The following is a 26,089-nucleotide window of genomic DNA, read 5'->3' on the forward strand; positions in this document are numbered from 1 at the left end:
GTCAGGGGTTCGTCATCACCTCGAAGAGGTGGCCGTTGGGGTCCACAAAGTAGAGGCCCTGAGCCGCAAGCGGGTGGCTCGTCTTCAGATTGTCCGGCGTTCGCGGATCGTCCCCGTAGGGGATGCTCTTCGCCTGGAGGCGGCGGAGAATGCCCGCGAACTCCGCATCGTCGACTCGGAAGGCCAGGTGGTGGCCCTCAATGGGCTGCTCCGAGCGGATGAAGTCGAGCGTGAGTGCGCTGTTCACCCGCACCGGGGCGAAGTGCCGGTCGGGCCCCTCGTACCTCAGGCCCATCACCTCGGCGAAGAAGCGCGCCGAGCCCTCATGGTCTCGTGCCGGCAAGACCGTATGATCCAAAACGATCGCCACGTCCGCCTCCAAGGCTTGTTGCGAGAGTCCGAGACGCTGTCACGGGCTCGAAATACTGTCAGCTGCGCGCTTCGAGCGAGCGCCTGACGCGCCGCGCCAGCCCTCCTCGAAGCTGCCGTAGGGCGTGCCATCACCCGGGCTGCTGTCCGCCGGTGACAACTCCTCCCCGTGTCCTTTGACTGCCCCCGGCCGGTAGGCGAAGTTCTGCGAACCCATGCGACGCATCCCTGATGCCTCTCCCCGCGGCCGCGCCATCACCGTGGACCTCGAGGGCGAAGCCCTCCCCGCCGTCGAGGGCGAGCCCGTGGCGTGCTCCCTCCTCGCCGCCGGTGAGGACGTCCTCGCCCGCTCCATCAAGTACCACCGGCCCCGTAGCGCCTACTGCTTCGCCGCCGCCTGCTCTCAATGCCTCATGCGCGTGGACGGCCTGCCCAACGTCTACACCTGCCGCACCCCCGCCCGCGCCGGCATGAAGCTCGAGCGCCAGAACGCCTTCCCCTCCGCCAAGGTGGACCTCTTCGGCACCATCGACTGGTTCTTCCCTCGGGGCCTCGACCACCACGAGATGTTCGCCGGCGTCCCCGTCGCCGAGCAGGTCATGGCCAAGGTCACCCGGCAGCTCGCCGGGCTCGGGCTCCTGCCCGCCCAGGAGGCTCCTCCGCGCCTCCCCGCCCGCTCCCTCCGCGCGCGCGTTGCCATCGTCGGAGGAGGTGCCGCGGGGCTCGGCGCCGCGAAGGTGCTGGCCGAGCGGGGTATCTCTTTTGTCCTCCTCGAGCGCGAGGAGCGCGTGGGCGGCCGGCTGACCCGGGGCGCGCCGCTGAAGGACGATCCCACCGTTCCGAACGTGGCCTCCTTCCCAAAGGGCAGCGTCCTCACCCGCGCCCACGCCATCGGCCTCTACAATGATGAGGGAGGGCGCTTCCTGGCCGCCATCGCGATGGAGCCCGAGGGCCTGCGTCTCCTGCAGATCCGCGCGGACCGGTTCCTGCTCGCGCCCGGTGGCCATCCAGGGCTCCTGCCCTTCGAGAACAATGATCTGCCCGGCGTCTACGCGGGCCGCGCTGCCAGCCTGCTCCTGCGTGAGCACGGCGTCGCTCCCGAGGCTGCGGCGCTGGTCGGCTGGGGCCCCGAGCTTCATGCCCTGGCCCATCTGATGGAGGCGAACGGCACGAAGGTGGTCGCGGTGGCGGACCTGCGAGGCCCCTTGCCCCCCGACGCGCACCCCACCGCCTCCGTGGGCAGCGAGCCCAAGGCCCATGGCCTCAAGCGGATCGGAGCCTTCAGCTTCATGCGCGACACCGGCAAGCGGAAGAAGGTGGACTGCGACGCGGTGCTCGTCTCGATTCCCACCAGCCCCAGCTTCGAGCTGGCCCGGCAGGGCGGCGCGGCCGTGAGCTTCGACGCGGACCGAGGCCTCTTCGTGGTGGAGGCCCAGGCGAACGGGAGCACCGCGGCTCCGGATCTGTTCGTCGCGGGAGACATCACCGGTGGTGGAACAGCAAAGGAGGCCATGGCCGCGGGTGCCCGCGCCGCCGAGGCGCTCCTGGGAGGTCTGTCATGAGCAAGGCGCTGATCTGCCCCTGTGAGGACGTCACCGTCGGCGACATCCGGCACGCGATCTCCAGGGGCTTCTGCGACGTCGAGTCCGTCAAGCGCTTCACGGGCTTCGGCACCGGCATCTGCCAGGGCAAGAGCTGCCAGGCGGCCGTGGCGGCGATGCTCGCCAAGGAGGGCCCGCTCAAGCCCCAGGGCATCCAGGCCTTCACGCCTCGGCCCCCGCTCTACCCCACCGAGATGTCCCTCTTCGCCAGCATGCCCGTGGACGAGTCCCAGCCCCCCGTGGGCGGCGTGCCCCAGGAGCTCGCCACCTTCCCGGCCGCGCTGCGTCCTCAGTCGCCGCTGCCCTCGAAGGCCAAGATCGTCATCATCGGCGGCGGAGTCATGGGGCTGGCGCTGGCCTACAACCTCAGCCTGCGCGGAGAGACGGACGTCGTCGTACTGGAGCGCGGCTACCTGTGCGCGGGCGCCTCGGGCCGCAACGGCGGCGGCGTGCGCATGCAGTGGGGCACCTCCGCCAACATCGAGCTGGCCAAGCGCTCCATCGATCTCATGAAGCAGTTCGCCCGCGATCTCGGCATCAACGTGTGGCTGCGCCAGGGCGGCTACCTGTTCCTCGCCAAGACCGAGAGCGTGGCCAAGCGCCTGGAGAGGAACACCGCGCTCCACAACAAGCACGGCGTCCCCACCCGCATCATCACCGCCGACGCCGCCCGCGACATCGTCCCCGGATTGACGATGAAGGGCGTGGTCACCGCCTCGTTCAATCCCGAGGACGGCGTCATCTTCCCGTGGCCCTTCCTCTGGGGCTACGCCCAGCACTGCCTCAAGAAGGGCATCAAGGTCGAGACCTTCACCCACGTCACCGGCTTCGAGACCTCCGGCGGCCAGGTGCGCAAGGTGAGGACGGATCGCGGCGACATCGCCTGCGACACCGTGGTGCTGGCCGCAGGCGCCTGGAGCCCCGAGATCGCCCAGCTCGCCGACGTGAAGCTCCCCAACGAGCCCCACCGCCACGAGATCCTCAGCACCGAGCCCCTCAAGCCCTTCCTGGGGCCGCTGGTGTCCGTGCTGGACTCGGGCCTGTACTTCAGCCAGTCCATGCGCGGCGAGATTGTCGGCGGCATGGGCGACCCGAAGGAGCCCGCCGGGCTCAACATGGGCTCCACCCTGCGCTTCGTGGCCCGCTTCTCCCAGGCCCTCATGGAGCAGCTGCCCCAGGTGGGCCACGTGAAGGTGCTGCGCCAGTGGGCCGGCTGCTACGACGTGACACCGGACAACAACCCTGTCCTGGGCCGCACCCCGGGCCTGGACAACCTGCTGCAGATGTCCGGCTTCGTCGGCCACGGCTTCATGATGGCCCCCGCGGTCGCCGAGCGGATGGCTGCCTGGATGGCCACCGGCGAGCACGATGACCTCTTCCACCGCTTCAACCTGCACCGCTTCTCCAGCGGCCGGCTCGAGCGCGAGGACATGATCATCGGCTAGGCACTACAGGGTTCCCCTGTTCTGAACCAGGACAGGGGCGCCCCCTCGCCCGTCCGAAATGGCAACATCGGCGCGCTTATGGGTAAAAGCAGGAACTCTCAGGGAAAGCAGCCCGGACTGTTCAGGCTCTTTACATTTTGACCCCCCATGTCAGGGTGTTGGCTTGCTCCAGCCGCTCCTCGCAGGGTTCACCCGTTTCGAGGGATTCCAGGCCTTTACAGTCTTGGCACGGGACGTGCTCTACACAGGGCTCAGATACGTTCAGCCTGGGTGGAATCTCCAGACTGACCTCGAGGACTGGGTGAATCCCCCCACTCTGTCCCGAATCCGCTCCTTCGTTTGGAGCGAGCAGTGCCCTGGACCGGGTGAATCCCCCCACCCTGTCTTTGCTTCAGGCGGCAGCCTCCTCGGGCTGCCGCTGTTTTTTTGCCCTACGCCAGCGACGGATTGCTCTCCAGCGCCGGGCGCGCGTTCCCGAGCAGAGCAGGCATGTCCGCTCCCGAGGGCTCCTGGAGTCCTCGCCCCACCCACCGACCCAGCGCCCGCCGCACCGAGCGCGGAAGGCGGGGCAGCAGCGTCATCACCCAGCGGTGGCCCCAGCCCGGGTACACGAGCGGCTCACTGCGCTCGAAGCCTTCCAGGGCCGCGCGCGCGCAGCGTTCCACGGACACGTGAAAGAGGGGCGACGCTTCGGCGTGCGCTCCCTCGGCCTGGAGCGCCGCATCCAGCACGGGCCCAGGGGACACCTGCGTGACGACCACTCCCGAGCCCTCCACCTCCAGGCGCAGGGACTCCAGGAACCCATCCAGGCAGCGGCGAGTGCCGACGTAGGCCGCAGAGCCAGGGAGGAAGAGCTGGCTCGCGCCCGCGCCGATGCAGAGCAGTCCACCTTGCCCTCGCGCCAACATGGGCCCGAGCAACCTGCGAATGAGGAGCATGGGTGCCACCACGTTGACGGTCAGCATCCGCTCGACGCTGCCCCAGCGTTGCTCCACGAAGAGGCCCTGCTCGGACGCGCTGGCCGCGCTCACGAGCACATCCACGGTGATGAAGTGCCGAGACAGCTCCGAGAGCATGTCCCCCACCTCTCCGGGCCGGGAGATGTCGCACGGGAGCAGCATGATTCCGAGCGTGGGATTGCTCGCGTGCAGCTCCTCCTGAAGCGCCTTCAGAGGCTCCAAGGCGTGGGACACGAGCACCAGGGTCCGAGCCCGGTGAGCAAGCTGGCGGGCGATCTCTCGTCCCACTCCGGAGCTGGCCCCGGTGATGAGCACGGTGCCGGAGTCGAGGGGCGGACGCATGAACTCCTCCAGGGGGATGGGTGAGTGGGGCCAAGGGACTCGACCGGAAAGGTAAGGCCCCCGCCACAGCCGCCGCAGCGCGGCGCCCCCTCCCCAGGAGCAGCGAGGGGAGCAGGCGCACGCAGGATCTGCACCTCCTCGAGAAGGCCCCGAAAAGTTTGCGCGTGGACACCTCCGCTCCCCCGGATGGCGGTGGCACGCTTCTTCCAAGGATCGGGGTGGCATCCACACATTGAGGGTGCTCAAGAGCAGCTCCGTACAGGAGGAACGCCTTATGCCCGCGCCGTCTCGCATCCTCGTCCCGGTGGACCTGTCCGATGGTTCCCAGGCGCTCATCGACTACGCCATCCAGCTCGCCAAGCCCTTCAACGCGACCATCGAAGTGATCCACGCCTGGGAGCCTCCCCAATACGTGGCACCGGATCTGCTCGTGGCCGCGCCCGGGTGGAACTCGCAATCGCTCGAGCAGGTCGCCGTCGATGCCGCCACCAAGGAGCTGAACAACCTGGTGTCCAAGGCGTCCGGCACGGCCACTCCCATCAAGCACCGGGTCGTCGTGGGCGAGGCCGCCTCGACCGTCCTGCGGCTCGCCGAAGAGGGCAAGCACGACCTCATCATCATGGGCACCCATGGCCGCCGCGGGCTGCCGCGCCTGCTGCTGGGCAGCGTGGCGCAGAAGATCGTCGCTCGGGCCCACTGCCCCGTGCTCACCGTCCACCTCTACGAGGCGGACAAGTAGTCCCTGGCACCCGGGCGGGGTGGCCCTCCCCCTACCCCTGCCCCTGCCCGGACACCGGGGGAGTGGGCGAGCCCGCCGCCGCGCGAGCCCGCCGCGCCTGCGTCAGCGTGGGGATGCTGAGCACGCCCATGGCGATCATCACCAGCAGCGCGCCCATCAGCTCCCGCGCATCCACGCCCCGCTCCCCCAGCCACACCGACAGCACCGCGGTGGCCAGCACTCCGGCGAGGATGCTCGAGGCGCGGTTCACCGGCACGGTGAAGGCGTTCTCCCGATGATCCAGCAGGATGAGGCCGCCGAAGATGCCGGTCCCTTGCGAGAGCAGGCCGATGCTCACCTCTTCCAGCATCCGCCCTCGGACGAAGAAGTCGGTGAAGCCCTGGCGGATGTCCGTCATCACCGAGCCCTCGCCCACGAGCGCCAGCACCGCCAGCGTGAAGACGATGGCGGGCGTGGCCACCATCTGCTCCTCCACGAAGTAGCGGATGCTCACGGCCGGATCGTCCGACTTGGCCTGGCGGCTCATAGCGCGCAGCCGGAAGAAATAGGCCAGCAGGTACACCGCCAGATCGAGCCCCGCCGCCAGGGACAGCCGCCAGTCCGCGCCCGGCCCCGTGGCCACGGCCACCGCCCCCAGGCTCAGCCCGAGCGCCACCCACGAGGGCCACTGCACCCGCCGCTGGCTCACGGCGTCCACGATGGGGGCGATCACCAGTACGCCGCCGCGCATCAGCAGCATCATGAAGACGATGGAGGTCCCATCAAAGGTGTACGCCAGCGTCGTCGTGCCGATGATGGCACCCGAGCACAGCCCGGACAGGAATGTCCATCGCCCAGGGCTCGGCACGCTGAGCCCGAACACCGTCCGGCGGTGGGCGTAGCGCCACCAGCCCTTCACGGTGAGGAACACGAACATGCCCACCAGGGAGGCGAGCGTGGTGGCGGGCAACAGCTCGAAGCCCGAGATGCCGCGCGTCATGCCCTGCAGCCAGCCGCTGGAGAGCGCCTTCGTCAACGCGCTGTAGGGGGCGTAGCAGGCAAAGTATCCGAAGGCATACGCCCAGATGGCCAAGTCACGCCGGTGAGAGGAGGTGTCCACGCGAGCCCTCGGGCAGGTGAAACATGATGTTTTGCAAACCCGGTGCCCTCGTCCTCCAGTCTCTCTCAAGGCTGCCAGGAGACGTGGACCCGGGCCTCCGGATGTGGGGCCTCCAGGACCTTCACTTCGATCTGCTTCAAGCCACAGAGCCCGAGTGTCCCGTGCACCATGCCCCTGAAGTAGCTCGGCCGCAGGGCGAAGTTGAACCACAGCTCGTAGCTCGTCGGCCCGAGCTTCTCCAGCCGCGTCTCGGTGTAGTTGTTGGCGCTCCGGAAGGTACGGCTCATGCGCTCGATGGCGCGGTGCGGGCCGATGACCCGGAGCAGCCCCTTGAGCGCTTTCCCCATCACCGTCTGCGTGGTGTAGGCCTCGATGAAGGCGCGCCCCACCTCGAAGTCCGCCTCCTGCTCGGACAGGCGAGGAAACCGCTGGCGGCCAATGAAGCCAATCAGCGAGGAGAAGACCTCCAGCGGGTAGGCAGGCTGAAGCGGCTTGCTCAGGTCGATGCCCAACGCGTCCAGCCCCTTGATCTGCTCGGGAGGAATGGGGCGCTCCAGGGTTCGGAGCAAGCTCTCCATGGTGTGATCGAAGATGAGCTTCTCAGGCACGGCGGCTCCGTATCACGTATCCCTCCCGGGAGGGATGCGCCCGGAGTGAAGCGCTCGCTCCTGATTCAGCGGCCCTTGCGCTTCGCCGGGCGCTTCACCACGGGAGCCGGCTTGGGAGCCTCCACCTCGTGCACGCCGAGCCACGTGGTGATCTCCGCCACCTCATCCGGCTTCTCCAGCTTCTTGTACTCCTCGCGGACCCGCTCGGCTTCCTGGCGCGCTTCGTTCTGCTGGCCGACTTCCCAGAGAGCCTTGGCCAGGCCGAACCCCGTCTCTGCCAGCCCCTCGGGTTCAGCGTCCTTGTAGGCCAGCGCCTTGCGCAGCGGCTCCAGGGAGTCCTGAGCCCTGCCCGCGGCCAGCAGCGCCTGCCCCACCCCATCGTAGGAGTACTGCAGATCCGGGTGGTCCTCGCCGAGCGCCTTGCGCTTGATCGCCAGGGCCTCGTTGAAGGTCTTCACGGCCTCGTCGTAGCGCTTGAGCGCGATCAGGCCCATGCCCAGCTCGTCCAGGGTGTCCGCCACCGCTGGGTGCTCGGGGCCCTGCGTCGCCTTGCGCACCTCGAGCGCTTGCTGCACGTGCTCCTGGGCCTTCTCCAGATCGCCGCTCTCGCGGTACGCCGTGGCGAGCATGGTGTGGCGAGTCGCCACCTCCGGGTGCTGCTTGCCCTTTGCCGCCTCGGTCTGCTGCAGCGACTGGGTGAACAGCTGGATGGCCTGCGGGTACTCCGCCATGCGCAGCGCCGCCAGCCCCAGGCCATGCGACACCTTCGCGCGCTTCGGATCATCCGGTCCCAGGTTGGCGTCCACCAGGGCCCGAGCCTTCTCGAAGTAGTCCCGCGACTCTTGGTAGCGGCCCCGCTGCAGCGCCACGTAGCCCAGGTTCCCCATCAGATCGATCGCCAGCGCCGGCTCGCCGCCCACGCGCTTGAGGATCGCCACCGCCACCTGGCCCCACCGCTCGGCCTCCTGCGGATGGCCGTTGTTCACGAGCGTGAAGATGAGCTTGGTCAGCACCTCCAGCCGGATCCGATCTGACCGGCTCGCCTCGGCGGTGTCGAAGGCCTGCTCCAGTTGGTGGATGCCGTCCTCCGACTGCCCGCTCTGCTGCAGCAGCCAGCCCAGGTGGTAGCCCAGCTCCGCCTGCAGCGGCGGGTACGTGGTGGCCACCACCTCGGGCTCGAGCTTCTTCGCCAGCTCCACGCCCGCCTTGTACCGGCCCGCATCGTGGAGCGCCTTCACCTCGGCCACCCGTCCGCCGAGCTGCTCGACGGCCGTCTTCTTCGCCGGATCCGCCGGCAGGGGCGGCTGCTCCGCCAGCGTCGCGATGTCCTGGCACGGCTGCAGCGAGGGCAGCGCCGAGGCCGCGTCCACCGCCTTCTCCACCACCTTGCCATCCGCCTCGGTCAGCAGGCTCGCCAACGCTCCGAGATCCTTGCGGCGCCGATCCAGGCACACCATGCGCATGGAGAGCAGTTCCTCCGTCTGCTCGCCGCGCACGCGGGTGGCCTCGCAGGCCTCGGTGTGCATGCCCGCCCAAGAGCGCGCATACCCATCCAGCAGGTTCACCACCTTGGCCGCCGCCTCCGCCGCGAAGGGCTTGCCCGTCGCCGTGAAGGCCGCCTGAAGCTTCTGGTGCGCCTCGGGCCCCCACACGGAGGCCACCAGCGCGTCCGAGCCCGCGCACACCCGGCTCTGCTGATACGCGTACCCGCCCACGCCTGCCGCCGCCAGCGCCAGCGCGCCCACCGCAGCGATCGCCCCGCGCCGCTGCCCCCGCCGCTGCTGCTGCGAGAGCGCCTCGAGCAGCGCCTCCATGGAGGGGAACCGATCCTCCGGGTTCAGCGCCAGCCCGCGCATCACCGCACGGCGCACCCACACGGGGACCTTCGCGTCCGCGGGAGGCTCGCGCGCCGCCGTGGTGTGCGGCAGCTTGCGAATGCCCTCGGCTGTGCCGCGCTCCGTGCCCCGCGAGCTCTCCGCCGCCGTCTTGGCCACCTGCCGGGGCTCGAAGGGACGCTTGCGGAACAGCGCCCAGTACAGCGAGGCACAGAACGCGAACTGGTCCGCGCGCGCATCCACCTCGGTGCCCAGGTACTGCTCGGGCGGCATGTACTGTGGCGTGCCCATGATGAGGCTGCTCTCGGGCAGCGCCAGGGCGATGGGCTCACTCCGATCGTCGATGCCCTCCAGGTCCCCGCTCAGGGCCTGCTCCTCGGCCTCGGCCACCTGGGCGAGCCGGGCCAGACCGAAGTCCAGCACGCACACGCGGTGGTTCTCGCCGATGAGCACGTTGGAGGGCTTGAAGTCCCGGTGCACCAGCCCGGCCTTGTGAGCGGCCACGAGCCCCTGGCCGGCCTCCACGAAGACGCGGAGGATCTCCGGCACCGTGTGCTGCTCCTTGCGGATCCACGTGCTCAGCGTGCGGCCCTGGATGAACTCCATGGCCACGAACACCTGGTTGCCGTAGGTGCCCACGTCATAGACGGAGATGACGTTGGGGTGGGAGATGCGGGCCATGGCCTGGGCCTCGCGCAGCATCCACGCGCGCGAGCTGTTCCCATCCGGCGTCTGCTTGTCCGGCCGCAGCAGCTTCAGCGCGACCTTGCGATCCAGGTCCGGATCATAGGCCGAGTACACCACGCCCATGCCGCCCTGCCCCAGGGGCTTGAGCAGCACGTAGCGCTCGATGCTGGTGCCACGCTCGAGCTCGAACGACTCCTGCGGGCCCCCATCCGTGGGCTGGGAGGGAATGGACGGGGATGGAGAAGGCCGGGACCGGGAGGCGTGGCCACGCGCCTCACGGGTGGGCAGATCGGTATCGATGCTCTTCGGCGGAACGCGGGGTTCGGTCTTCGAGTCCTCCATGGCTCGGGCATCCTAGGGCAGGCCGCTGGGCCCTAGAAGGCATCCCCAGTGGACTTCTTGCCGATGCCCGGGTCCTTCTTGTCCGCCGTCTTCACCTGATCCAGGACGGCCTTGTCCTTGTCGGAGGTGCTCTTCTCCAGCTGGGCGAGCGTCTCGTACGCGCCCTTGTCCCCGCTGGCCTTGCGCTCGCGCAGCTCGGCGGCCGCCTCGTTCACGTCACGATCCTCGGCCACCACGGGCGCCACGGACGGCTCCGCCTGCGCGTCCGTGCTCTTGCCGTAGCGCAGGTTGATCTCGAACTGGTTGCGCTGCTCGTTCGCCTCCATCACCTCGTTGCGCTCGTCGGTCTCGGGCTCCTTGAAGCTCGTGTCCACGCCCTCGAAGACGTCCTGGGTCACCGAGAAGGCATCCGGGTTGGGCGCCTTGGTGATGGTGGGCTTCAGGGCTCGAGCCTCGGCGCCCTCGAACACATCCACCGGGGCCGCCGGAGCCTCCGCGCGCTGGGCCGCCGCGGGAGCGGGGGCTGTGGTGGTGGACGCAGTGGGCGAGGTCCGCTGGGCCTCGGCCGGGCTGGCCACGGGGATGAGCATGCCGCCATCCGGCGGCGCCTTGAGAACGGCCTCGCGCAGCTGGTCCGGGGTGACGACGTAGGACTTCTTCGCCAGCGGATCCGAGACGTTGTAGTTGCCGTCCTTCGTCTTGCCCTGAATGAGGACGTAGTGCGCGTTGTCCGGATCCACGCCCTTGGCATCGGACGCGCGGACCTGAGCGATGACCTTGTGGCCCTGGTCCAGGTGCGCGTTCAGCTCGCTATCGTCGTAGTCGGCCCCGAGCGCCTCGCCCGCAGGCGGCACGTCCGCGCGCTTGAGCATCTTGGCGATGCCGTCCGCGTCCACGCCGTCCTTGGTAACGAGGCCCTTGCCCAGCTGCTGGATGAGCTTGGCGTCGCTGATCCCGCTCATGTTGCCGTGGCCCCGGGCGAGCATGGCGACCACGGCCGGGCCACAGTTGTAGGCGCCGTTGGCGTAGTCCTTGCCCGCGCCGTTGGGGCGCAGCTGGTTGATGTGCGGGATGTTCTGCCAGCCGCCCAGGTTGGTCCTGGGCTGGGTGGAGGTGAGCCTGGACAGCTCGGAGAATGAAGGGAGACGGATGCTCATGATTCAAGACCTTCGTGCTTCAAGGAGTTAGAAAGCATCCCCGGACATCTTCTTGCCAATGCCGGGATCCTTCAGATCCGACTGCTGCACCACCGCCAGGATCTGCTGATCCCTTTTGGAGGTGCTGTTCTCGAGCACGGCCAGCTCGTCGTAGACGCTGGCGTCGCCCTGAGCCTTGCGCTTGAGCAGGTCCTGGGCGGCCTCGTTGACGCTCCGGTTCTCGGTGGACGACTGGCGCCTGCCCGAGCTCCGGCGGCCGTGCGAGTAGCTGACGTCCAGGTTGTAGTGGTTGCGGCGCTCGTTGGACTCCAGGCGCTTGTCCTGGCTGCGCTGCGTGGGCTTCTTGAACTCGGTGTCCACGCCCTTGAGCACGTCATCCGAGGCCGTGAAGGCCTGCTCGCTGGGCTCGTCCGCGGGAACCGGAGGGGCCGTGGGCGTCCGGGAAGCGGAGATGGCGCCCAGCGTCGCCGGGGACAGCGTCGTCGGGGCCAGCGTCTTCGGGAGCTGGACGGCCGGCATCTCCGCCAGCGTGGGCACGCGGGGAGCCAGGGTGGCCGGGATCTCCGTCAGCGAGGGCCTTCGGCCGGGACCAAAGGCGTCGGCCGCGAGCTCCTGCTGGGTTGTCGTCCGCCGGGGCGCCACCGCGGGCAGCGCGGTCTGGGTGGGCTTGCGGACAGCAGGCTCCACGAGCGGCCGAGCCGCAGGGGCCGTGACTTCCGCCGCAGGCTCGGAGGGCGCCTTGAGGGCGGCCTTGGCCTCGGCCGGGCTGGAGACGGGGATCAGCATGCCGCCATCGGGAGGGGCCTTGGTGACGGCCTTCTTCAGCTGCTCCGGCGAGGCGACATAGGTCCGGTTGGCGAGCGGATCATTGACGATGTAGTTGCCGCGCGGAGTCATCCCCTGAATGAGGACGTAGTGGGCATTGCCCTTGTCCTTGGCATCGCGATCCGTGGTGCGCACCTGGGCAATGAGCATGTGTCCCTGGCTCAGGTGCTGCTTCACGTCGGCATCGCTGTAGTTGGCGCCCAGCGCATCCCCCGCCAGCGGGACGTCGGCGCGCTCCAGCATTTGCGCCACGCCCTGGGGGTCGGTCCCCTTCTCGGTGACGATGTCCTGCCCGAGGGCCTGGATGAGCTGCGCGTCGTTGAGATCCCCCAGCTTTCCATGGCCGCGGGCCAGCATGGCCACCACGGCAGGCGCGCAGTTGTACGCCCCGTTCACATAGTTCTGGTCGGCGCCCCGAGGATGCAGTTGGTTGATGTGGGGGATGGGCTGCCAACCCTGGGAGGACGCCGCAGCGCTCAGACCCGTCGACGGGGTCCGAGGCTGCGTGGACTGGGTACGAAGGGAGATGGACATAAGTTCGGAACCTTCGGCCGATCTGCTGCCTCATCTCTTTTTTCGGAGAATGTGCGGAAAAGTTTCCTACCCCCTGCGTTTTCTCGACCTCAGGCCGCGCGGGCGCCCTCTTTCTCCCCCTGGCCCGCGCTCGACAGGGGCACCAGGGAGGCCCTCAGTGCCAGGATCTGCTCGCGGGCCAGGCCCTTGAGGCGCTCCACGTCCGCCAGCGTCATACCCTGGGTGGAAATGGGGGTACCCACCGTCACCAGGGCCCGAGAGCGCGCAAACCGCCAGGAATGCTTGGGAAGGGCCTTCCGCGTGCCGCTCACCGCGATGGGTAGCACGTCCGACCCTGTCTCGATGGCCAGCCGGAACGCCCCGTCCTTGAAGGGCAGCAGTTCCTCCGTCTTCGAGCGGGTGCCCTCCGGGAAGATCATCACCGGCATGCCCTTGGCCAGCCACTTGGCGCACTGCGCCATGGCGCCCTTGGCGGACCCCTGATCGCCTCGGGTGACGGGGATGTCCCCAGCCAGCCACATGCTCCAGCCCACCGCGGGGATCTTGAAGAGGCTGGCCTTGCCCAGCCACTTCATCTCCCAGGGCAGGAAGGAGATGAGGAAGGGGTCGGCGTTGGACTCGTGGTTGCTGACCACCACGGTGCGGTTGGGCTTGCGCATGCGCTCGGGCACCGGGCCGTGCACCGCGAAGTCCCAGTACGGGGTGAGCTTCGAGGACACCACGGCGACCAGCCGGAAGCACCGCCCGGTGATGACCTTGCGGCGGTCGAAGGGCCAGGTGACGACCGCGAGGGCCAACTGGATGAAGAAGCCCACCAGGGACATCAGGCCGATCTCAAACCACGTCCAGATCGAAAGAAGAGCGTTCATGCGCGGAGAGCCAGTTACCGGATCTTCGGATCCAGGTCCACGCTCACCGGACAATGGTCCGACCCGAACACCTCCGGGTGGATGGCCGCGCGCTTCACGAAGGGCATGGCCCCGTGCGAGGCCAGCACGTAGTCCAGCCGCCAGCCGATGTTGCGCGCCCGCGCGTCCAGCCGCTGCGTCCACCAGGAGTAGTGCCCGCCGCCCTTGTGGAAGTGCCGGAAGGTGTCCACCCAGCCGGCGCGGATCCATCGGTCGAACTCCTCGCGCTCCTCGGGGCGGAAGCCGCTCGTCTCGCGGTTGTCCTTGGGCCGAGCCAGATCGATGTCCTGGTGGGCGGTGTTGAAGTCGCCCAGGACGAGGATGCGCTCCCCGTCCCGGCGCGCCTTCTCCAGCCGCTCGAAGAGCCGCTGGTAGAAGTCCAGCTTGAAGGGGATGCGGCTGTTGTCCCGGTTCTTCCCGTTGCCGTTGGGGAAGTAGCCGTTGACGATCGTCAGCCGCCCGAAGCGCGCCACCTGCAGGCGTCCCTCCGCGTCCACCTCCTTGAGCCCGAGCGTCGTCTCCACGTCATCCGGCTCGTCGCGGGCGAAGAGGCCCACGCCGCTGTAGCCGGGGCGCTCGGCGGCCACGAAGTGGGTGCGCCAGCGCTTGTGGGAGCGCAGCTCCTCGGGAAGCTGCTCCGGGCGGGCACGCACCTCCTGCACCCCTACCACGTTGGCCCGAGCCCCGGTGAGCCAGCGCTCGAACCCCTTCTTGTGGACCGACCTCAGTCCATTCACGTTCCAGGAGACGACTCGCACACCCTACTTATGGCGTAGGGGCGCTCGGAAAATCCAGTCGAAATCCCAGGCCGGGTCTCAGGGAGCCATGGAGGCGGGCTCGAGCCCCTGCTCTACGAGGAAGACCCGGACGGCGTCGGCGATCTCGCTCCCCGCCTCCACCAGCCCGGCGTGGCCCGCATCCGTCACCAGCAGCCACTGCGCGTGGGGCAGCGCCCGCCGCATCTGCTCCATGTCGCTGAGCGGGACGATCAGATCGTTGGCCGCTACGATGAGCTGCGTGGGCACCCGGACGGAGGGCAGCACGTCCCACGCGTCCCCCTCCATGAGCCCCTGGAGCGTCTTCCAGTAGGCCTCGGGGCTCATGCGGCGCAGGGAGAAGAAGAACTCGGTGAGATCGTCCCTCGGGGCACGCGCTCGCAGCGTCCCCGTCAGCCGGCCCGCAGGATAGGCGAGCGGGCTGGCCAGGAAGGCCCTCACCATCGGGGAGATCACGGGGATGACCGGCGCGGCGGCGTCCACGGTCTGCTTCATCAGGGCAAACCCGAGCCGCGCCACGCGCCCCCGCCTCCACGAGCCCGTAGCCCCCGCCGCGCCCGCGATGAGCGTCATGGCGGGCACCAGCTCCGGCCTCCGGCGGTAGAGCTCCAGGACGATGCGCACGCCCATCGAGAAGGCAATGTGGTGCGGAGGCCGCCCGTTGCCCAGGCGCATCATCTCCTCGGTGACGCGCTCCAGATCGTCCACCTGGGCCTGGACGGAGTAGTCCCCGTTCCGCGCCTCGTCGCTGTGCCCATGGCCCCGGTAGTTCCAGTGCACCACCCGGTGGTCCTGCTCCAAGTTGGCCACGATGTGGCGCCAGAAGTTCTCCGAGGTGCCAATCCCGTTGCTCAGCAGCACCGGGGGCCGGCTGGCCATCTCCTCCTCGACGCGCTCCTCGGGCAGCTCTCCACTGTGCGTGTGGTAAGCGACCCGGGTGCCATCCGGTGCGGTGACGAAGCGAGTGACGCGGCGGTAGGGCATAAGCCAAGGAATACATGGGGAGCCTCGCTTGGACCTGCAAGCTCCCCTGCCCGCCCACCGTGCACCCGCAGACCGCTGGACGGCGGGGCCTCGGGCACCGAGAGTGTGCTCATGAGCACTTCTCCCCCATCGCTTGCTCCCTGGCTCACGCCCCGGCCCGAAGGCCAGGCGCTGCGGCCCGTGCTCTCTCTGGGGACGATGAACTTCGGCAAGCGCACCCCTGCCGCCGAGGCCCGCCGCATCGTCGACCGGGCGCTGGAGCGGGGCGTGCGTTTCTTCGACACGGCCAACGTGTACGGCAACGGCGAATCGGAGCGCATCCTGGGCCAGGCGCTGCGAGGCCGCCGCGATCAGGTGGGGCTGGCGACCAAGGTGGGGCTCGCGCGAGTGCAGGGACGGCCCGAGGGCCTGTCCGCGGCACGCGTGGAGCAAGCCCTGGAGGAGAGCCTGGAGCGCCTGGGCACCGGCTTCGTGGATCTCTTCTACCTGCACCAGCCGGATCCCGCGACGCCCTTCGAGGACACACTGGAAGGCGTGGGCCGCGTGCTGCGCTCGGGGAAGGCGCGCCAGTGGGGCGTGTCCAACTTCGCCGCGTGGCAGATCCTGGAGCTGAACCTGCTCTGTGACGCGCGAGGCCTGCCACGCCCGGCCGTCTCCCAGGTGATCTACAACGTGCTCGTGCGGCAGATCGAGCTGGAGTACCTCCCCTTCACCCGCCGCCATCCGCTCCACACCACCGTGTACAACCCGCTCGCGGGAGGAGTGCTCACGGGCCGCTATGCGCCAGGGGTTCCCCTGCCCTCGGACTCACGACTGAGCTCCAACAAGATGTACCAGGGGCGCTACGGCTCCGGCCGGTTGCTGGAGCAGGTAGATGCCCTGCGCGCCATTGCCGAGGACGAGGGCATGGATCTGGTGACGCTGGCCTATGCGTGGCTGGCGGGTCGGCCCGGGGTGGACTCGGTGCTCGTGGGCCCTGGCTCGGTGGAGCACCTGGACGCAGCGCTCGAGGCCTGGAGCCACCCCCTGTCCCCCGAGGCGCTCTCGCGAATCGACGCGCTTCACCAGGCGTTCCTGGGCACGGACGCCCGATATGCGAGGTAGCGGATCGTGCTGCGCGTAGCCCCTGACAGTGTGGATGTGGACTCGGCGCTCGCCCACTACGCCGAGCACGGCTATGCCCGGCTGGGCGTGCTCCTGGACGAGGAGGGCCTGGCCGCCCTGCGCGAGCGCACGGACGATCTGATGCTCGGCCGCGTCACGTACCCAGGGCTCTTCTTCCAACTGGACGCGCCCACCGGCCGCTACGAGGACGCGCCGCTGGGGCTGGGCTGGCAGGGCCCGTCGCTGGACTACCGCAAGCTGGAGAAGCTGGAGCTGGATCCGCGCTTCCGCGCGTGGCTGGAGAACCCGCTCTTCGAGCGCATCGCCCGTGCCGTCATCCCCGGCGACATCGTCATCTACCGCGCCATCCTCTTCCACAAGGGACAGGCGGGCGGCAGCAACCTCCCGTGGCACCAGGATGGGGGCAAGCTCTGGGGCATCACCCAGGAGCCCGAGTTGCAGCTCTGGACGGCGCTCGACGACGCGCCCGAGCAAGGCGGCTGTCTGGAGGTGGTGCCCGGCAGCCATCGAGGCGGGCTCGTCACCTCCTTGGGCGGCGTCATCCCCCCGGATCGCGTGGACGAGGCCCATGCCGAAGAGCGCCGGCTCCTCCTCCCCGCCAAGGCCGGCGAGGTGTTCCTCGTGCACAACCATGTCTGGCACCGCTCAGGCCCCAGCCGCACCGGGCAACGGCGCCGCGCCTTCTCGGTCTGCTACATGAGCGCGCAGACGCGGTGCGTGCGGAAGAAGAAGGCCCCGCGCGTCTTCACGCCCGTCTTCCGGCACGGTGCGGGAAGCACAGCTCCGGGGAGCACAGGCCCCACGGAGTGAGTGAGCACGGCGCCGGGTCCCGCCAGGCTCAGGTCTCGGAGGTGGTCGAGTGCTGCGCGCCACCGCCTCCTTGGAGCGCCTCGTGAGGCAGCGGGACGGGCGTGAGGCGGGCCGACCGGAACCCTCGGGCCGTGGGGAAGATGATCCGGAACGTCGTGCCCTGGCCCGCCTGGCTCTCCACGGAGATCTCTCCCCCGCAGCGGGTGATGATGCCCTGGCACACGAACAGCCCGAGCCCCGTGCCCACCCCCACCGGCTTGGTGGTGAAGAACGGATCGAAGATGCGCGAGCGCATCTCCGGAGGAATGCCTCCCCCTGTGTCGTGCACCTCGACGATCACGTGCCCTTGCACGGTGCGCAGCTTGATGCGGATCTCGTTCTGCTCTGCCTGCCCGGCTGGAATGGCCTGCGCGGCGTTGATCAGCAGGTTGAGGAAGACCTGCCCCAGCCGCCCCTCGCTGCCCTCGACCGGCGGAACCTCCACGAAGTCCCGCACCAGGCGGGCGCGCGTGCGCAGCTCCGCCCGGGCGATGGTGATGGCGGACTCGATCACGTTCTGCAGGTTGACGGGCGTGGGCACGTCATCGTCCGCGCGCGAGAACGTCTTCAGATCGGCCACGATCTGCCGCACCTTGTTGGCGCCCATGGCCGCCTCGCGCAGCACCTCCTCCATCTCCACCACCCGCCCCAAGGGCAGCTCTCCCGCCAGCGTCCGCAGCTCGTTGGCCAGGTACGACAGGTTGGCGATGACGAAGGTCAGCGGGTTGTTGATCTCGTGCGCCACGCCGGCCGCCAGCGTGCCCATGGCCACCAGCCGATCCGACAGCACCAGCCGCGCCTGCATCTGCTTGCGATCGGTGAGATCGCGTGCGCTCACCACGGTGGAGGGCTCTCCGTGGAACAGCACACTCAGGCAGCTCACCTCGGCCGTCATCACCCGGCCGTTGCGCTGCACGAAGCGCAGCTCGCTCGCCCCCGAGCGCACCTGATCGGGCGCCACGTCCAGCAGGCCCGCCGCCATCTCCCGATCCTCGGGGTGCACGTACTGGAGCACCCGCGAGCCCACCAGCTCGGAGGCGGGCAGTCCCAGGAAGCGCATCGCGGACGGATTCACGAAGAGGAGCGGCCCGCCCCGGTGCACGAAGAGGGCCTCTGGCGAGCCTTCAATGAGCGCGCGGAAGCTCTCCTCGGAGCGCCGCAGCGCCGCCTCGGCCCGCTTGCGCTCGGTGATGTCGAGGGCCACCGCGCCCAGGAAGCACCGCCCCGCCCCATCCTTCACGGGGAAGCGGTAGATGAGCCAGTGGCGGCAGGTGCCATCCGGCGCGGGGATGATGGCCTCGGTCATCGTGCACTGCCCGGACTGGAGCACCTCCTGATCGCACTGGCGGACGTACTCCACAGCCTCGCCCGCCATCAGGTCGCGATCCGCGACGTCGCGCAGCTCCACGCCCTCCAGCTTATAGAAGCGCCGGTAGGGCTCGTTGGCCCAGACGCGCCGGCCCTCGGCATCCTTCATATAGGCCAGCGCCGGGCCGTTGTTCATGAAGGAGGAGAACAGGTCCTGCGTCTCCTGCAGCGCCGTGAGTGCCGCGGCGCGCTCGGCGGCCAGGGCCTGCTTGGCCTCATACTCGGAGGCATTCGCCATGGCCGCGCCGAGCAGGCCGGCCAGCAGCTCCATGGTCCGCGCCTCCCGCTCCGAGAACGAGCGCGGCTGCGCGGAGAGGATGTTGAGCACTCCCGTCACCCGGAGCCCATGCCGCAGCGGCACGGTGATCATCGATCGGATGCCGATCTGCCGCGTGGCCTGCCGGTTCACCCGCTCATCCAGGTCGGTGTCCACCGAGTGCAACACCTCGCCGCGCAGCACGCTCGAGCCCGTCAGGCTCTTCTCCACGGGCAGCCGGAAGCCCTGGAAGTGCTCCACGCACCCAACAGCGACGCGGTACACCACCTCCTCGCCCTCGAGGATCCCCACCGCCGACCCGTCCGCGCCACACAGCACCCGCGCCTGCTCGCAGATGCGCCGCATCACCCGCTGCGGCTCCAGCCCCGCCTGCATGATGTCGCTCTGGAGCTGGATGATGTCCGCCAGCCGGGCCAGCTCGCCGCCGCCGCGCTCGCGCACGAACTGCGCGGAGTCGGAACACCGGCGCGCCAGCAGCGTCAGCCGGGCCTTCACCTCGGCGGACACGTAGGGGGCCACCAGGTACTCGTCCACGCCCGCAGCCACCAGTGGGGCCAGCGCCTCCTCCTCGTGCGACGAGGCCAGGCCCAGCAGCAACAACCCGGGCGGAGCACTGGCGCGCAGCCGCTCCAGCCACCGCGCGTCCACGGCCAGCCGCGCCGCCTCCACGCCCAGCACGTCCACGGGCTCTCGCGCCAACCTCTTCCCTGCCTCGGTTGGGTCTGCTTCGACCTCAACGGAGTGCCCCCACCGGCTCATCTGCGCGATGAGCGCCCGGTCTGGGTCAGAGGTGACGAGGAGCATTCTCATTTTCAGGCGCTTTGAAACTCAACTGTTACAAACACCTGAGATTATTTTGGTTGTTCATAGAAAATGTCTACTTCAATACGTTTCACGTTGAGTCATGTCGGTTGATATGCTCCCGGGCGTGACAGGTACCCTTGGCGTCCTGGTCGCTGAGCAACCGCATTACCTGCCGTGGCTGGACTTCTATGAGCAGGTGGCGCGAGCAGGCAGGCTGCTGATCCTGGACAACGTGCAGTGGCTGCGGAGGGGCTGGCAGCGGAGGACGCGGGTGGCGCTGCCGCACCACGTGCCGACGCCGGAGCCCTCGGAGCCCGGATTCCAGTGGCTCACCATTCCGCTGGAGGGAGCGCACCGGGACAGCCTGATCTCGGAGCTGGCGGTGGACACGGAGCAGCCGTGGGCACGCAAGCACCTGCAGACGCTCATCACACTCTATGGCGGGCGGCCGTACTTCCGCAGCCAGGTGCTCCCCCGGCTGGAACCCTTCTATGCGGAGGCAGCACAGGCCCGAGGGCCCGGCTCGTTGCTGCGCACGCTGATCGCCAGCATGGCGGTGTTCTACGAGCCGCTGGGGCTGGCTCCCAAGGTGGTCCTGGCCTCCACGCTGGAGCGCCCGCATCCGGACAAGACGGGGCGGCTGGCGGGGTACTGCGTGCAGCTGGGCGCGGACACGTACTACTCGGGGACGGGCTCGACGCTGTACCTGAAGCCGGCGCTGTTCCGGGAGGTGGGGGTGCGGCTGCTGTGGCAGCGCTTCCGCTATCCGGAGTACCCCCGGGGGCGCGAGGGCCGCTTCGTGCACGGCCTGTCCATCGTGGACGTGCTGTCCAACGTGCCGGCAGAGCAGGTTCGCGAGTGGCTGAAGCCCTCACCCTGGGGCCCCTTCGCTCCGCCAGCGGGGTGAGACAGGGGACGCTCGGTGGGGCGGCTACGGCGCCTTACCGACAGAGGCCATGGTGGTGCGCTCGGAGGTGTCCTTGTCGAAGCGCACGAAGTAGCTGCGCACGGCGCGGTCCAGGAGCACCGGGTTGAGCTGGGGAGGAATGCCCAGGTAGTTGGCCATGTCGATCACCTGATCGAGCAAGTCACGCGGCTGGCAGGCGGCGAAGAGGCGGCCCACGGAGCGGTAGTGCTTCTCGACGAGGTACTCGACCATGTCCGGGTCGTACGGCACGCCGCGCTTGCGGCACATGATCTCGAAGATCTCGAAGAACTGATTCTCGTCCGGCCGCTGCACCTCGAGCTTGTAGCGCACGCGGCGCAGGAAGGCGTCGTCCACCAGATCCGAGGGATCCAGGTTGGTGGAGAAGGCGGCGAACACGTCGAAGGGCACCTGCACCTTCTTGCCAGTGTGCAGGGTGATGTTGTCCACGTCGCTCTCGAGCGGGACGATCCACCGGTTGAGGATGTCCACCGGAGAGGCCTTCTGGCGTCCGAAGTCGTCGATGAGTAGCATGCCGTTCATCGCCTTCATCTGGAACGAGGCCTCGTAGTACTTCACCTCGGGCGAGTAGACGAGATCGAGCATCTCCAGCGTGAGCTCGCCGCCCACCACCACCAGGGGGCGCTTGATGCGGACCCAGCGCCTGTCATACGTGGCGGCGCCCGGCTCATCCTCGACGGCCTTGTGAAGGATGTCATCGTACACACGCACGATGAAGTCATCGATCATGATGGCGTAAGGGATGAAGATGTCCCCCTCGAAGCAATTGACCATGCACTGGCAGATGGCCGTCTTGCCGTTGCCGGGGGGACCGTAGAAGAAGATGGCACGCCCGGAGTTCATGGCCGGACCGATGCCGTCGAAGATGTAGTCGCGGATGCTCAGGTCGCCGAACTTGTCCTCCATGCGGGCGCGGGTGATGCGGTTGCCACGGACGGTCTGCTTGCGGACGGCGTAGACCCAGTCCTGGATGGGGATGGGGGCGGGACCGTTGTAGCGGTTGCGATCGAGGATCTGCCGCATCAGCTCGGTGGCGAACGAGGTGAGCTGGTAGATCATGGTGGAGCGGCCCACGCCCGAGGAGCCGCCACCGCGGATGTCCAGGTACTTCTGGCGGCGCAGGCCCTCGATCACCTCGTCGACGATGGCGGAGGGCAGCCTGAGGCGGTTGGCGATGTCCATGCCCCGCATCTCGCCGGCGAAGAAGACGGCCTTGAGGATGAGCTCCTCCACCATGGCCACGTTGAGGCCGGCTTCCTCGATGGTGCGCGGCTGAGAGGGCCAGAAGCTTCGCTGGGCGGGGGGCGCGGAGGGCTCGAGGGCGCGGCGCTGCTGGGTGGCCATGCGGCGCTCGGGCGCGGGCGGCGGCCCGGCGGCCGGAAGGGTGCGGCGATCCGGGCCAGGGTACTGGGGCGCGGGGCCGGAGCGCCGATCGGGGCCGGCGTACTGGGTGGCGGCCCGGCCATGGGTGACATCCTCGGGAGGCGGCGCCGGGGGCACGGCGGCAACCATGCCGGTAGCGCCCTTGGGGCGCGGAGGCGCGGCCAGCGGGGGAGCTGGAGCCTTGGGCGTCTCGACCGGGGTGACGTTGCGGTCCAGGTCGGTTTGATGCTCGGGGGGCGCGAAACCGGGAGGAGTTCCTGGCCTCTTGAACTCAGACATGGACCCAGCCTAGCGCACTCCCTGGTTTTTCTCCCCTTCCCGCCCGTGGGGAGGCCCAGGAGGGGATCAGAAGGGCACAGCGTCCTTGCATGGGGGGTGGTAGCTTTGGGGGTATGAGCTTCCTCCAGGATCCTCCCCGTCTCGGGAATCAGTACGACGACGACGCCCTGCTGCAGAGCTACCTTGCCCGCCAGCTCCCCGAGGAGCTTCGGCGCTCCGTGACAGAAGAGTTACGGGAGCTGGGCGAGCTGAGCGGAAAGTACTTCTACGAGTTCCAGCTCCGGGATCGGCTGAACGAGCCGGAGCTGACGCAGTGGGACGCGTGGGGCAAGCGGGTGGACCGGATCGAGGTGTCGCCGCTGTGGAAGGAGGCGGAGGCACTCGCGGCGCGGCGGGGTCTGGTGGCGGTGGCATATGAGCAGAAGAGCGCCGAGCTGAGCCGGGTGCACCAGTTCGCGTTGAACTACGTGGTGCAGCCCTCGCTGGACGTGTACTCGTGCCCGCTGGCGATGACGGACGGAGCAGCGAGGACGCTGCTCTCGCTGGGGAACCAAGAGCTGATCGCGCGTGCCCTACCCCACCTCACCTCGCGGGATCCGGCAACGTTCTGGACGTCGGGCCAGTGGATGACCGAGCGGACGGGCGGCTCGGACGTGGGGCTGACGCAGACGGTGGCCAAGCAGTCGCCGGAGGGCTGGCGGCTGTACGGGACGAAATGGTTCACGTCGGCGACGACGTCGCAGATGGCGCTGACGCTGGCCCGGCCGGAGGGCAATGGGCCAGGGGGTAAGGGACTGGCGCTGTTCTTCGTGGAGACGCGCAAGGCGGACGGGATGCTGAACGGCATCCTGATCAACCGGCTGAAGGACAAGCTGGGGACGCGCAAGGTGCCGACGGCGGAGCTGACGCTGGACGGCACGCTGGCGATACCGGTGGCGGGGCTGGCGGACGGCATCAAGAACATGGCGTGGATGCTGAACGTGACGCGCACGTGGAACGCGATGGGTTGCGCGTGGGCGATGCGGCGGGCGATGGCGCTGTCGAAGGACTACGCCACGCGGCGGGTCCAGTTCGGGGCGAAGCTCGCGGAGAAGCCGCTGCACGTGGACACGCTGGCGGGGCTGGAGGCGGAGACGCACGGGGCGTTCCTGATGGCCTTCCGGGCGGCGGAGTTGCTGGGGCGGATGGAGGCGAAGGTGGCGAGCGAGGAGGAACTGCTCCTGCAGCGGCTGGTGACGCCTCTGGCGAAGCTGACGACGGGCAAGCAGGCGGTGGCGGCGACATCCGAGGCGGTGGAGGGCTTCGGCGGTGCGGGGTACGTGGAGGACACGGGGCTGCCGCGGTTGCTGGCGGACGCGCAGGTGATGAGCATCTGGGAGGGAACGACGAACGTGCTCTCGCTCGATGCGCTGCGGGCGCTGGCGAAGGAAGGGACGCTGGACGTCTTCCACGCGGATGTGGAGCGGAGGCTGGCGGCGGCGAAGGACTCCCGGCTGAAGCCGTGCGTGAAGGCAGTGGAGGAGTCGCTGGAGCACGCACGGAGCTGGGTGGCGGGCTCGCTGGCGAACCCGGTGGGACTGGAGGCGGGGGCGCGGCGCTTCGCGCTGACGCTGGGACGGACGCTGGAGCTGGCGATGCTGGTGGAGCACGCGCAGTGGAGCCTGGACCACGGCCATGGGCCGAAGGTCCTGGCCGCGGCCCGGCGGTTCACGCGCCATGGCGTGGATCAGATCACGGACATGGACCTGGACGACTCACGCCTGCTGGCTTGAGGTAGCCGTCTCTCGGGCGTTTCGCGGCCCAGCTCGCTTCCGCAGCGTTCAAGTGCTCCTGCAGGAGCGCATTGATCCTCTCCGGAAGCTGCAAGGTCACCCCATGGGAGCCATCGGGGATCTCGACATATCGAGCCCCGGGAATGCCAGCGGCCAGGGCTCGCCCTCCGACGGGAGGAGCGACGCGATCATGCGAGGCGCTCACGACAAGGGTGGGAATGCTCGCCAACCCACTCAGGAAGGGGGTGGCATCGGCACGGCGCATGGCGCCCATCTGCCGCAGCGCTACCGGGGGCTGCTCGGCGAGGTCGTGACTGAACAGCTCTGCGAGACGCTCGGCCAACGCGTCCCGATCCACACCGGCCAGCGCATCGGAAGGCAGCACGAGCTCAAGAAATGCGTGGCGCCGCATGCGGCGTGTCCCGAGTCGAGTACGAAGCCCAGCCCAAATGATCCAGGGCGTCGGCCGAGTGGGAATCGCCCCCGAGGGAAAAGTGCACATCAGCGCAAGGCTCCGCACACGAGTCCGTGCTTTGTGCGCGAGGTAAAGTGCCACCAACCCTCCCAGGGAATGCCCCATCACATGCGCGCTTTGCCACCCCTGCGCATCCATGAGCACGAGCACATCCTCGGCCATGAGTTCAACCGTGAGTGCCCCACTCAGCGGCTGACTCTCGCCGAACCCACGATTATCGAGGCACAGGCAACGGAAGCTCGCCCCTAGCGCCTCGACCTGAGGCCTCCACCCAGCAGCGCCGATGCCGATGCCGTGGATCATCACCACCGGCGGCCCATTCCCCTCCGCGAACCAGCTCAGGGAGCAACCACGATGCAGCGTCGTCTGACGGGTGGACAGAAGACCCATATGTGCTCCAAGAGGCTCATCCCAAGACAGCCTCTGCAGCCAGCATCCTTATCCATCTTTCGCCCAGGGAGAAACCTCAGCGTGAGCAAGCGCATCCGCGCCCATGTCCTCGGCGGATACCCCGCGGTCGCGATGGTCTTCAGGAAACCGATGGTGGCAGCATGGCCTGTCCACCTCCCGCCCGCGCGGCGAAGCCCCCCCTGTCGGCCGCGTTTGGCACGAACCTGTCGGACAAGCAGACCGACTCGCGCAAACTGGTCCCGACAGTTCCCCCTTCACGGCAGTCGTGGGCTCCGGCGGCGTCCCCTCGGGTGGTTCTCCTGCGAAGGTCGCTGGCGCCCCGCTCAGGGTAGGCTCGAGAATCGACTTCTCAGCGCAGGCTGGCTCAGCCTCGAAGTCTGGAAACACTTCGTTTGAAACTGTCGCTGCGTCCGGCGACGCCGGACTCGCAGAAGCATCGGGAGGGGTAGCTGTCTTGTCACGGGTTTCGGGAGCTGGTGTGAGGCGGCTGAGAAGGCGCTCGTCACATGCCTTCAACAGGGCCGGCAGGTCCCGCCGAACCGCCTGCGCATCCCGCTCGCCCAGGGCATGAAACGCGCACATGGCCCACTGGTACATGGCCTTGGCATCCAGGTGTGGCACCAGCTTTCCAGCCATGCCCCCAAAGGACTTCTCCAAGGACTGGACGAGCAGGAAGTGGCCGGGGCGCACCGCCACGCAAGCCGCCAGGCGCAACAACTCGAACTCCCGCTCCACCCACTGCCGGGCCTCTGGCTTCCAGCGCGTGTCCTCGGCCAGAGCGAAGCAAGCGTCGATCAACGGGGCCAATTCCCTCTCGGAGGCGTGCTCGCAGCATGCGGCCAGCAGTTCCACGGCCGTTTCCCGCTTCAATGAGAGATATCCCTCCAGCAGCCGCAGTCTCTCGGGATGGGCTGGCCCAATGTCATGCAGCGCCACACTCAGGTTCTCGAGCGTGATCGCAACATCCAGCCTCGCAGCCCGGTTCCTGCGTCCGGGGTGTTGCACCACCACCCCTCGTGCGGCCAGCTGCTTCAGCGCCTCCCGGACCGTACTCCGTGAGACACCGTAGGACTTCGCCAGCATTTGCTCCGAGGGGAGACTTCCATCTTTGGGCAATCTTCCCTGTGAGATCGTTCGCTCGAGATCTTCCGCGATGCGCGCCACGAATCCCTGCGGTTCCAACACCATCC

At 68.6% G+C, this 26,089-nt stretch carries 21 protein-coding genes; 7 read left to right on the plus strand and 14 right to left on the minus strand.

Translation table 11 applies throughout. The annotated features are described in order from the left end of the window. Position 1: 1 nt before the first annotated feature. Positions 2-370 (minus strand): VOC family protein, encoded by a 369-nt coding sequence (locus DB31_RS09890; protein ID WP_044186195.1) that lies wholly within the window; start codon positions 368-370, stop codon positions 2-4. Positions 371-584: 214 nt separating this feature from the next. Here DB31_RS09890 and DB31_RS09895 point away from each other — a divergent pair, with 214 nt between their 5' ends. Both DB31_RS09895 and DB31_RS09900 read left to right on the plus strand, forming a co-directional pair. Continuing rightward, a complete protein-coding gene (locus tag DB31_RS09895; RefSeq protein WP_044185677.1) occupies positions 585-1,931 on the plus strand; it encodes a 2Fe-2S iron-sulfur cluster-binding protein in 1,347 nt (448 codons plus the stop codon). Then, on the plus strand, positions 1,928-3,415 hold the full coding sequence (locus DB31_RS09900) for an FAD-dependent oxidoreductase (RefSeq protein WP_044185679.1): 1,488 nt from the start codon (positions 1,928-1,930) through the stop codon (positions 3,413-3,415). Before DB31_RS09895 ends, DB31_RS09900 begins: the two co-directional genes overlap by 4 nt. 431 nt (positions 3,416-3,846) lie before the next feature. On the opposite strand, the gene DB31_RS09905 is transcribed toward DB31_RS09900, so the two are convergent. Next, complete coding sequence (locus DB31_RS09905; protein WP_044185681.1) at positions 3,847-4,716, minus strand: SDR family NAD(P)-dependent oxidoreductase; 870 nt, start codon at positions 4,714-4,716, stop codon at positions 3,847-3,849. A gap of 274 nt (positions 4,717-4,990) precedes the next feature. Here DB31_RS09905 and DB31_RS09910 point away from each other — a divergent pair, with 274 nt between their 5' ends. After that, the gene (locus DB31_RS09910) at positions 4,991-5,455 is read left to right on the plus strand and encodes a universal stress protein (protein WP_044185683.1); all 465 of its coding nucleotides are present in this window, start codon (positions 4,991-4,993) and stop codon (positions 5,453-5,455) included. A 31-nt stretch (positions 5,456-5,486) separates the two neighbouring features. Here the strand turns inward: DB31_RS09910 and DB31_RS09915 are convergent, their stop codons facing one another. The 8 genes from DB31_RS09915 to DB31_RS09950 all read right to left on the minus strand — a co-directional run bounded on the left by DB31_RS09915 (position 5,487) and on the right by DB31_RS09950 (position 15,210). After that, positions 5,487-6,554 (minus strand): hypothetical protein, encoded by a 1,068-nt coding sequence (locus DB31_RS09915; RefSeq protein ID WP_157231903.1) that lies wholly within the window; start codon positions 6,552-6,554, stop codon positions 5,487-5,489. Between the two features lie 65 nt (positions 6,555-6,619). Beyond that, positions 6,620-7,162, minus strand: coding sequence for a DUF2378 family protein (locus DB31_RS09920; protein WP_052419837.1), 543 nt, complete (start codon positions 7,160-7,162; stop codon positions 6,620-6,622). A 65-nt stretch (positions 7,163-7,227) separates the two neighbouring features. Further along, positions 7,228-10,026, minus strand: a complete 2,799-nt coding sequence (locus DB31_RS09925) for a serine/threonine-protein kinase (protein WP_083968100.1) — start codon at positions 10,024-10,026, stop codon at positions 7,228-7,230. Between the two features lie 32 nt (positions 10,027-10,058). After that, on the minus strand, positions 10,059-11,183 hold the full coding sequence (locus DB31_RS09930) for a cysteine peptidase family C39 domain-containing protein (RefSeq protein ID WP_044185685.1): 1,125 nt from the start codon (positions 11,181-11,183) through the stop codon (positions 10,059-10,061). A gap of 27 nt (positions 11,184-11,210) precedes the next feature. Then, positions 11,211-12,542, minus strand: coding sequence for a C39 family peptidase (locus DB31_RS09935; RefSeq protein ID WP_052419838.1), 1,332 nt, complete (start codon positions 12,540-12,542; stop codon positions 11,211-11,213). An 89-nt stretch (positions 12,543-12,631) separates the two neighbouring features. Continuing rightward, positions 12,632-13,411: a lysophospholipid acyltransferase family protein gene (locus DB31_RS09940; RefSeq protein WP_044185687.1), complete on the minus strand. Its 780-nt coding sequence runs from the start codon at positions 13,409-13,411 to the stop codon at positions 12,632-12,634. Positions 13,412-13,425: 14 nt separating this feature from the next. Then, positions 13,426-14,208 (minus strand): exodeoxyribonuclease III, encoded by a 783-nt coding sequence (locus DB31_RS09945; protein WP_044185689.1) that lies wholly within the window; start codon positions 14,206-14,208, stop codon positions 13,426-13,428. 57 nt (positions 14,209-14,265) lie between these two features. Continuing rightward, positions 14,266-15,210: an alpha/beta fold hydrolase gene (locus DB31_RS09950; RefSeq protein WP_044185691.1), complete on the minus strand. Its 945-nt coding sequence runs from the start codon at positions 15,208-15,210 to the stop codon at positions 14,266-14,268. Between the two features lie 111 nt (positions 15,211-15,321). On the opposite strand from DB31_RS09950, the gene DB31_RS09955 reads away from it, so the two are divergent. After that, entirely contained in the window at positions 15,322-16,314 is a 993-nt protein-coding gene (locus tag DB31_RS09955) for an aldo/keto reductase (RefSeq protein WP_044185693.1), read from the plus strand. A gap of 6 nt (positions 16,315-16,320) precedes the next feature. Continuing rightward, on the plus strand, positions 16,321-17,145 hold the full coding sequence (locus DB31_RS09960) for a phytanoyl-CoA dioxygenase family protein (RefSeq protein WP_075305930.1): 825 nt from the start codon (positions 16,321-16,323) through the stop codon (positions 17,143-17,145). A 28-nt stretch (positions 17,146-17,173) separates the two neighbouring features. On the opposite strand, the gene DB31_RS44655 is transcribed toward DB31_RS09960, so the two are convergent. Continuing rightward, positions 17,174-19,639, minus strand: coding sequence for an ATP-binding protein (locus DB31_RS44655; protein WP_083968101.1), 2,466 nt, complete (start codon positions 19,637-19,639; stop codon positions 17,174-17,176). A 118-nt stretch (positions 19,640-19,757) separates the two neighbouring features. Between DB31_RS44655 and DB31_RS09970 the strand changes: the two genes are divergently transcribed. Continuing rightward, a complete protein-coding gene (locus DB31_RS09970) occupies positions 19,758-20,540 on the plus strand; it encodes a WbqC family protein (RefSeq protein ID WP_240486612.1) in 783 nt (260 codons plus the stop codon). A gap of 24 nt (positions 20,541-20,564) precedes the next feature. Here DB31_RS09970 and DB31_RS09975 read toward each other — a convergent pair whose 3' ends face one another. Continuing rightward, the gene (locus tag DB31_RS09975) at positions 20,565-22,241 is read right to left on the minus strand and encodes an ATPase (protein WP_044185698.1); all 1,677 of its coding nucleotides are present in this window, start codon (positions 22,239-22,241) and stop codon (positions 20,565-20,567) included. Between the two features lie 113 nt (positions 22,242-22,354). Between DB31_RS09975 and DB31_RS09980 the strand changes: the two genes are divergently transcribed. Further along, a complete protein-coding gene (locus tag DB31_RS09980; RefSeq protein ID WP_044185700.1) occupies positions 22,355-24,013 on the plus strand; it encodes an acyl-CoA dehydrogenase family protein in 1,659 nt (552 codons plus the stop codon). Here DB31_RS09980 and DB31_RS09985 read toward each other — a convergent pair. Together DB31_RS09985 and DB31_RS51210 are read right to left on the minus strand one after the other, a co-directional pair. Further along, positions 23,973-24,878 carry an alpha/beta fold hydrolase gene (locus DB31_RS09985; RefSeq protein WP_083968102.1) on the minus strand — a complete coding sequence of 302 codons (906 nt, stop codon included), beginning with the start codon at positions 24,876-24,878 and terminating at the stop codon, positions 23,973-23,975. The genes DB31_RS09980 and DB31_RS09985 overlap by 41 nt on opposite strands. 48 nt (positions 24,879-24,926) lie before the next feature. Beyond that, entirely contained in the window at positions 24,927-26,087 is a 1,161-nt protein-coding gene (locus DB31_RS51210; RefSeq protein ID WP_052419839.1) for a GntR family transcriptional regulator, read from the minus strand. Positions 26,088-26,089 lie beyond the last annotated feature (2 nt).

Source organism: Hyalangium minutum (genome assembly GCF_000737315.1).
Lineage (GTDB): Bacteria > Myxococcota > Myxococcia > Myxococcales > Myxococcaceae > Hyalangium > Hyalangium minutum.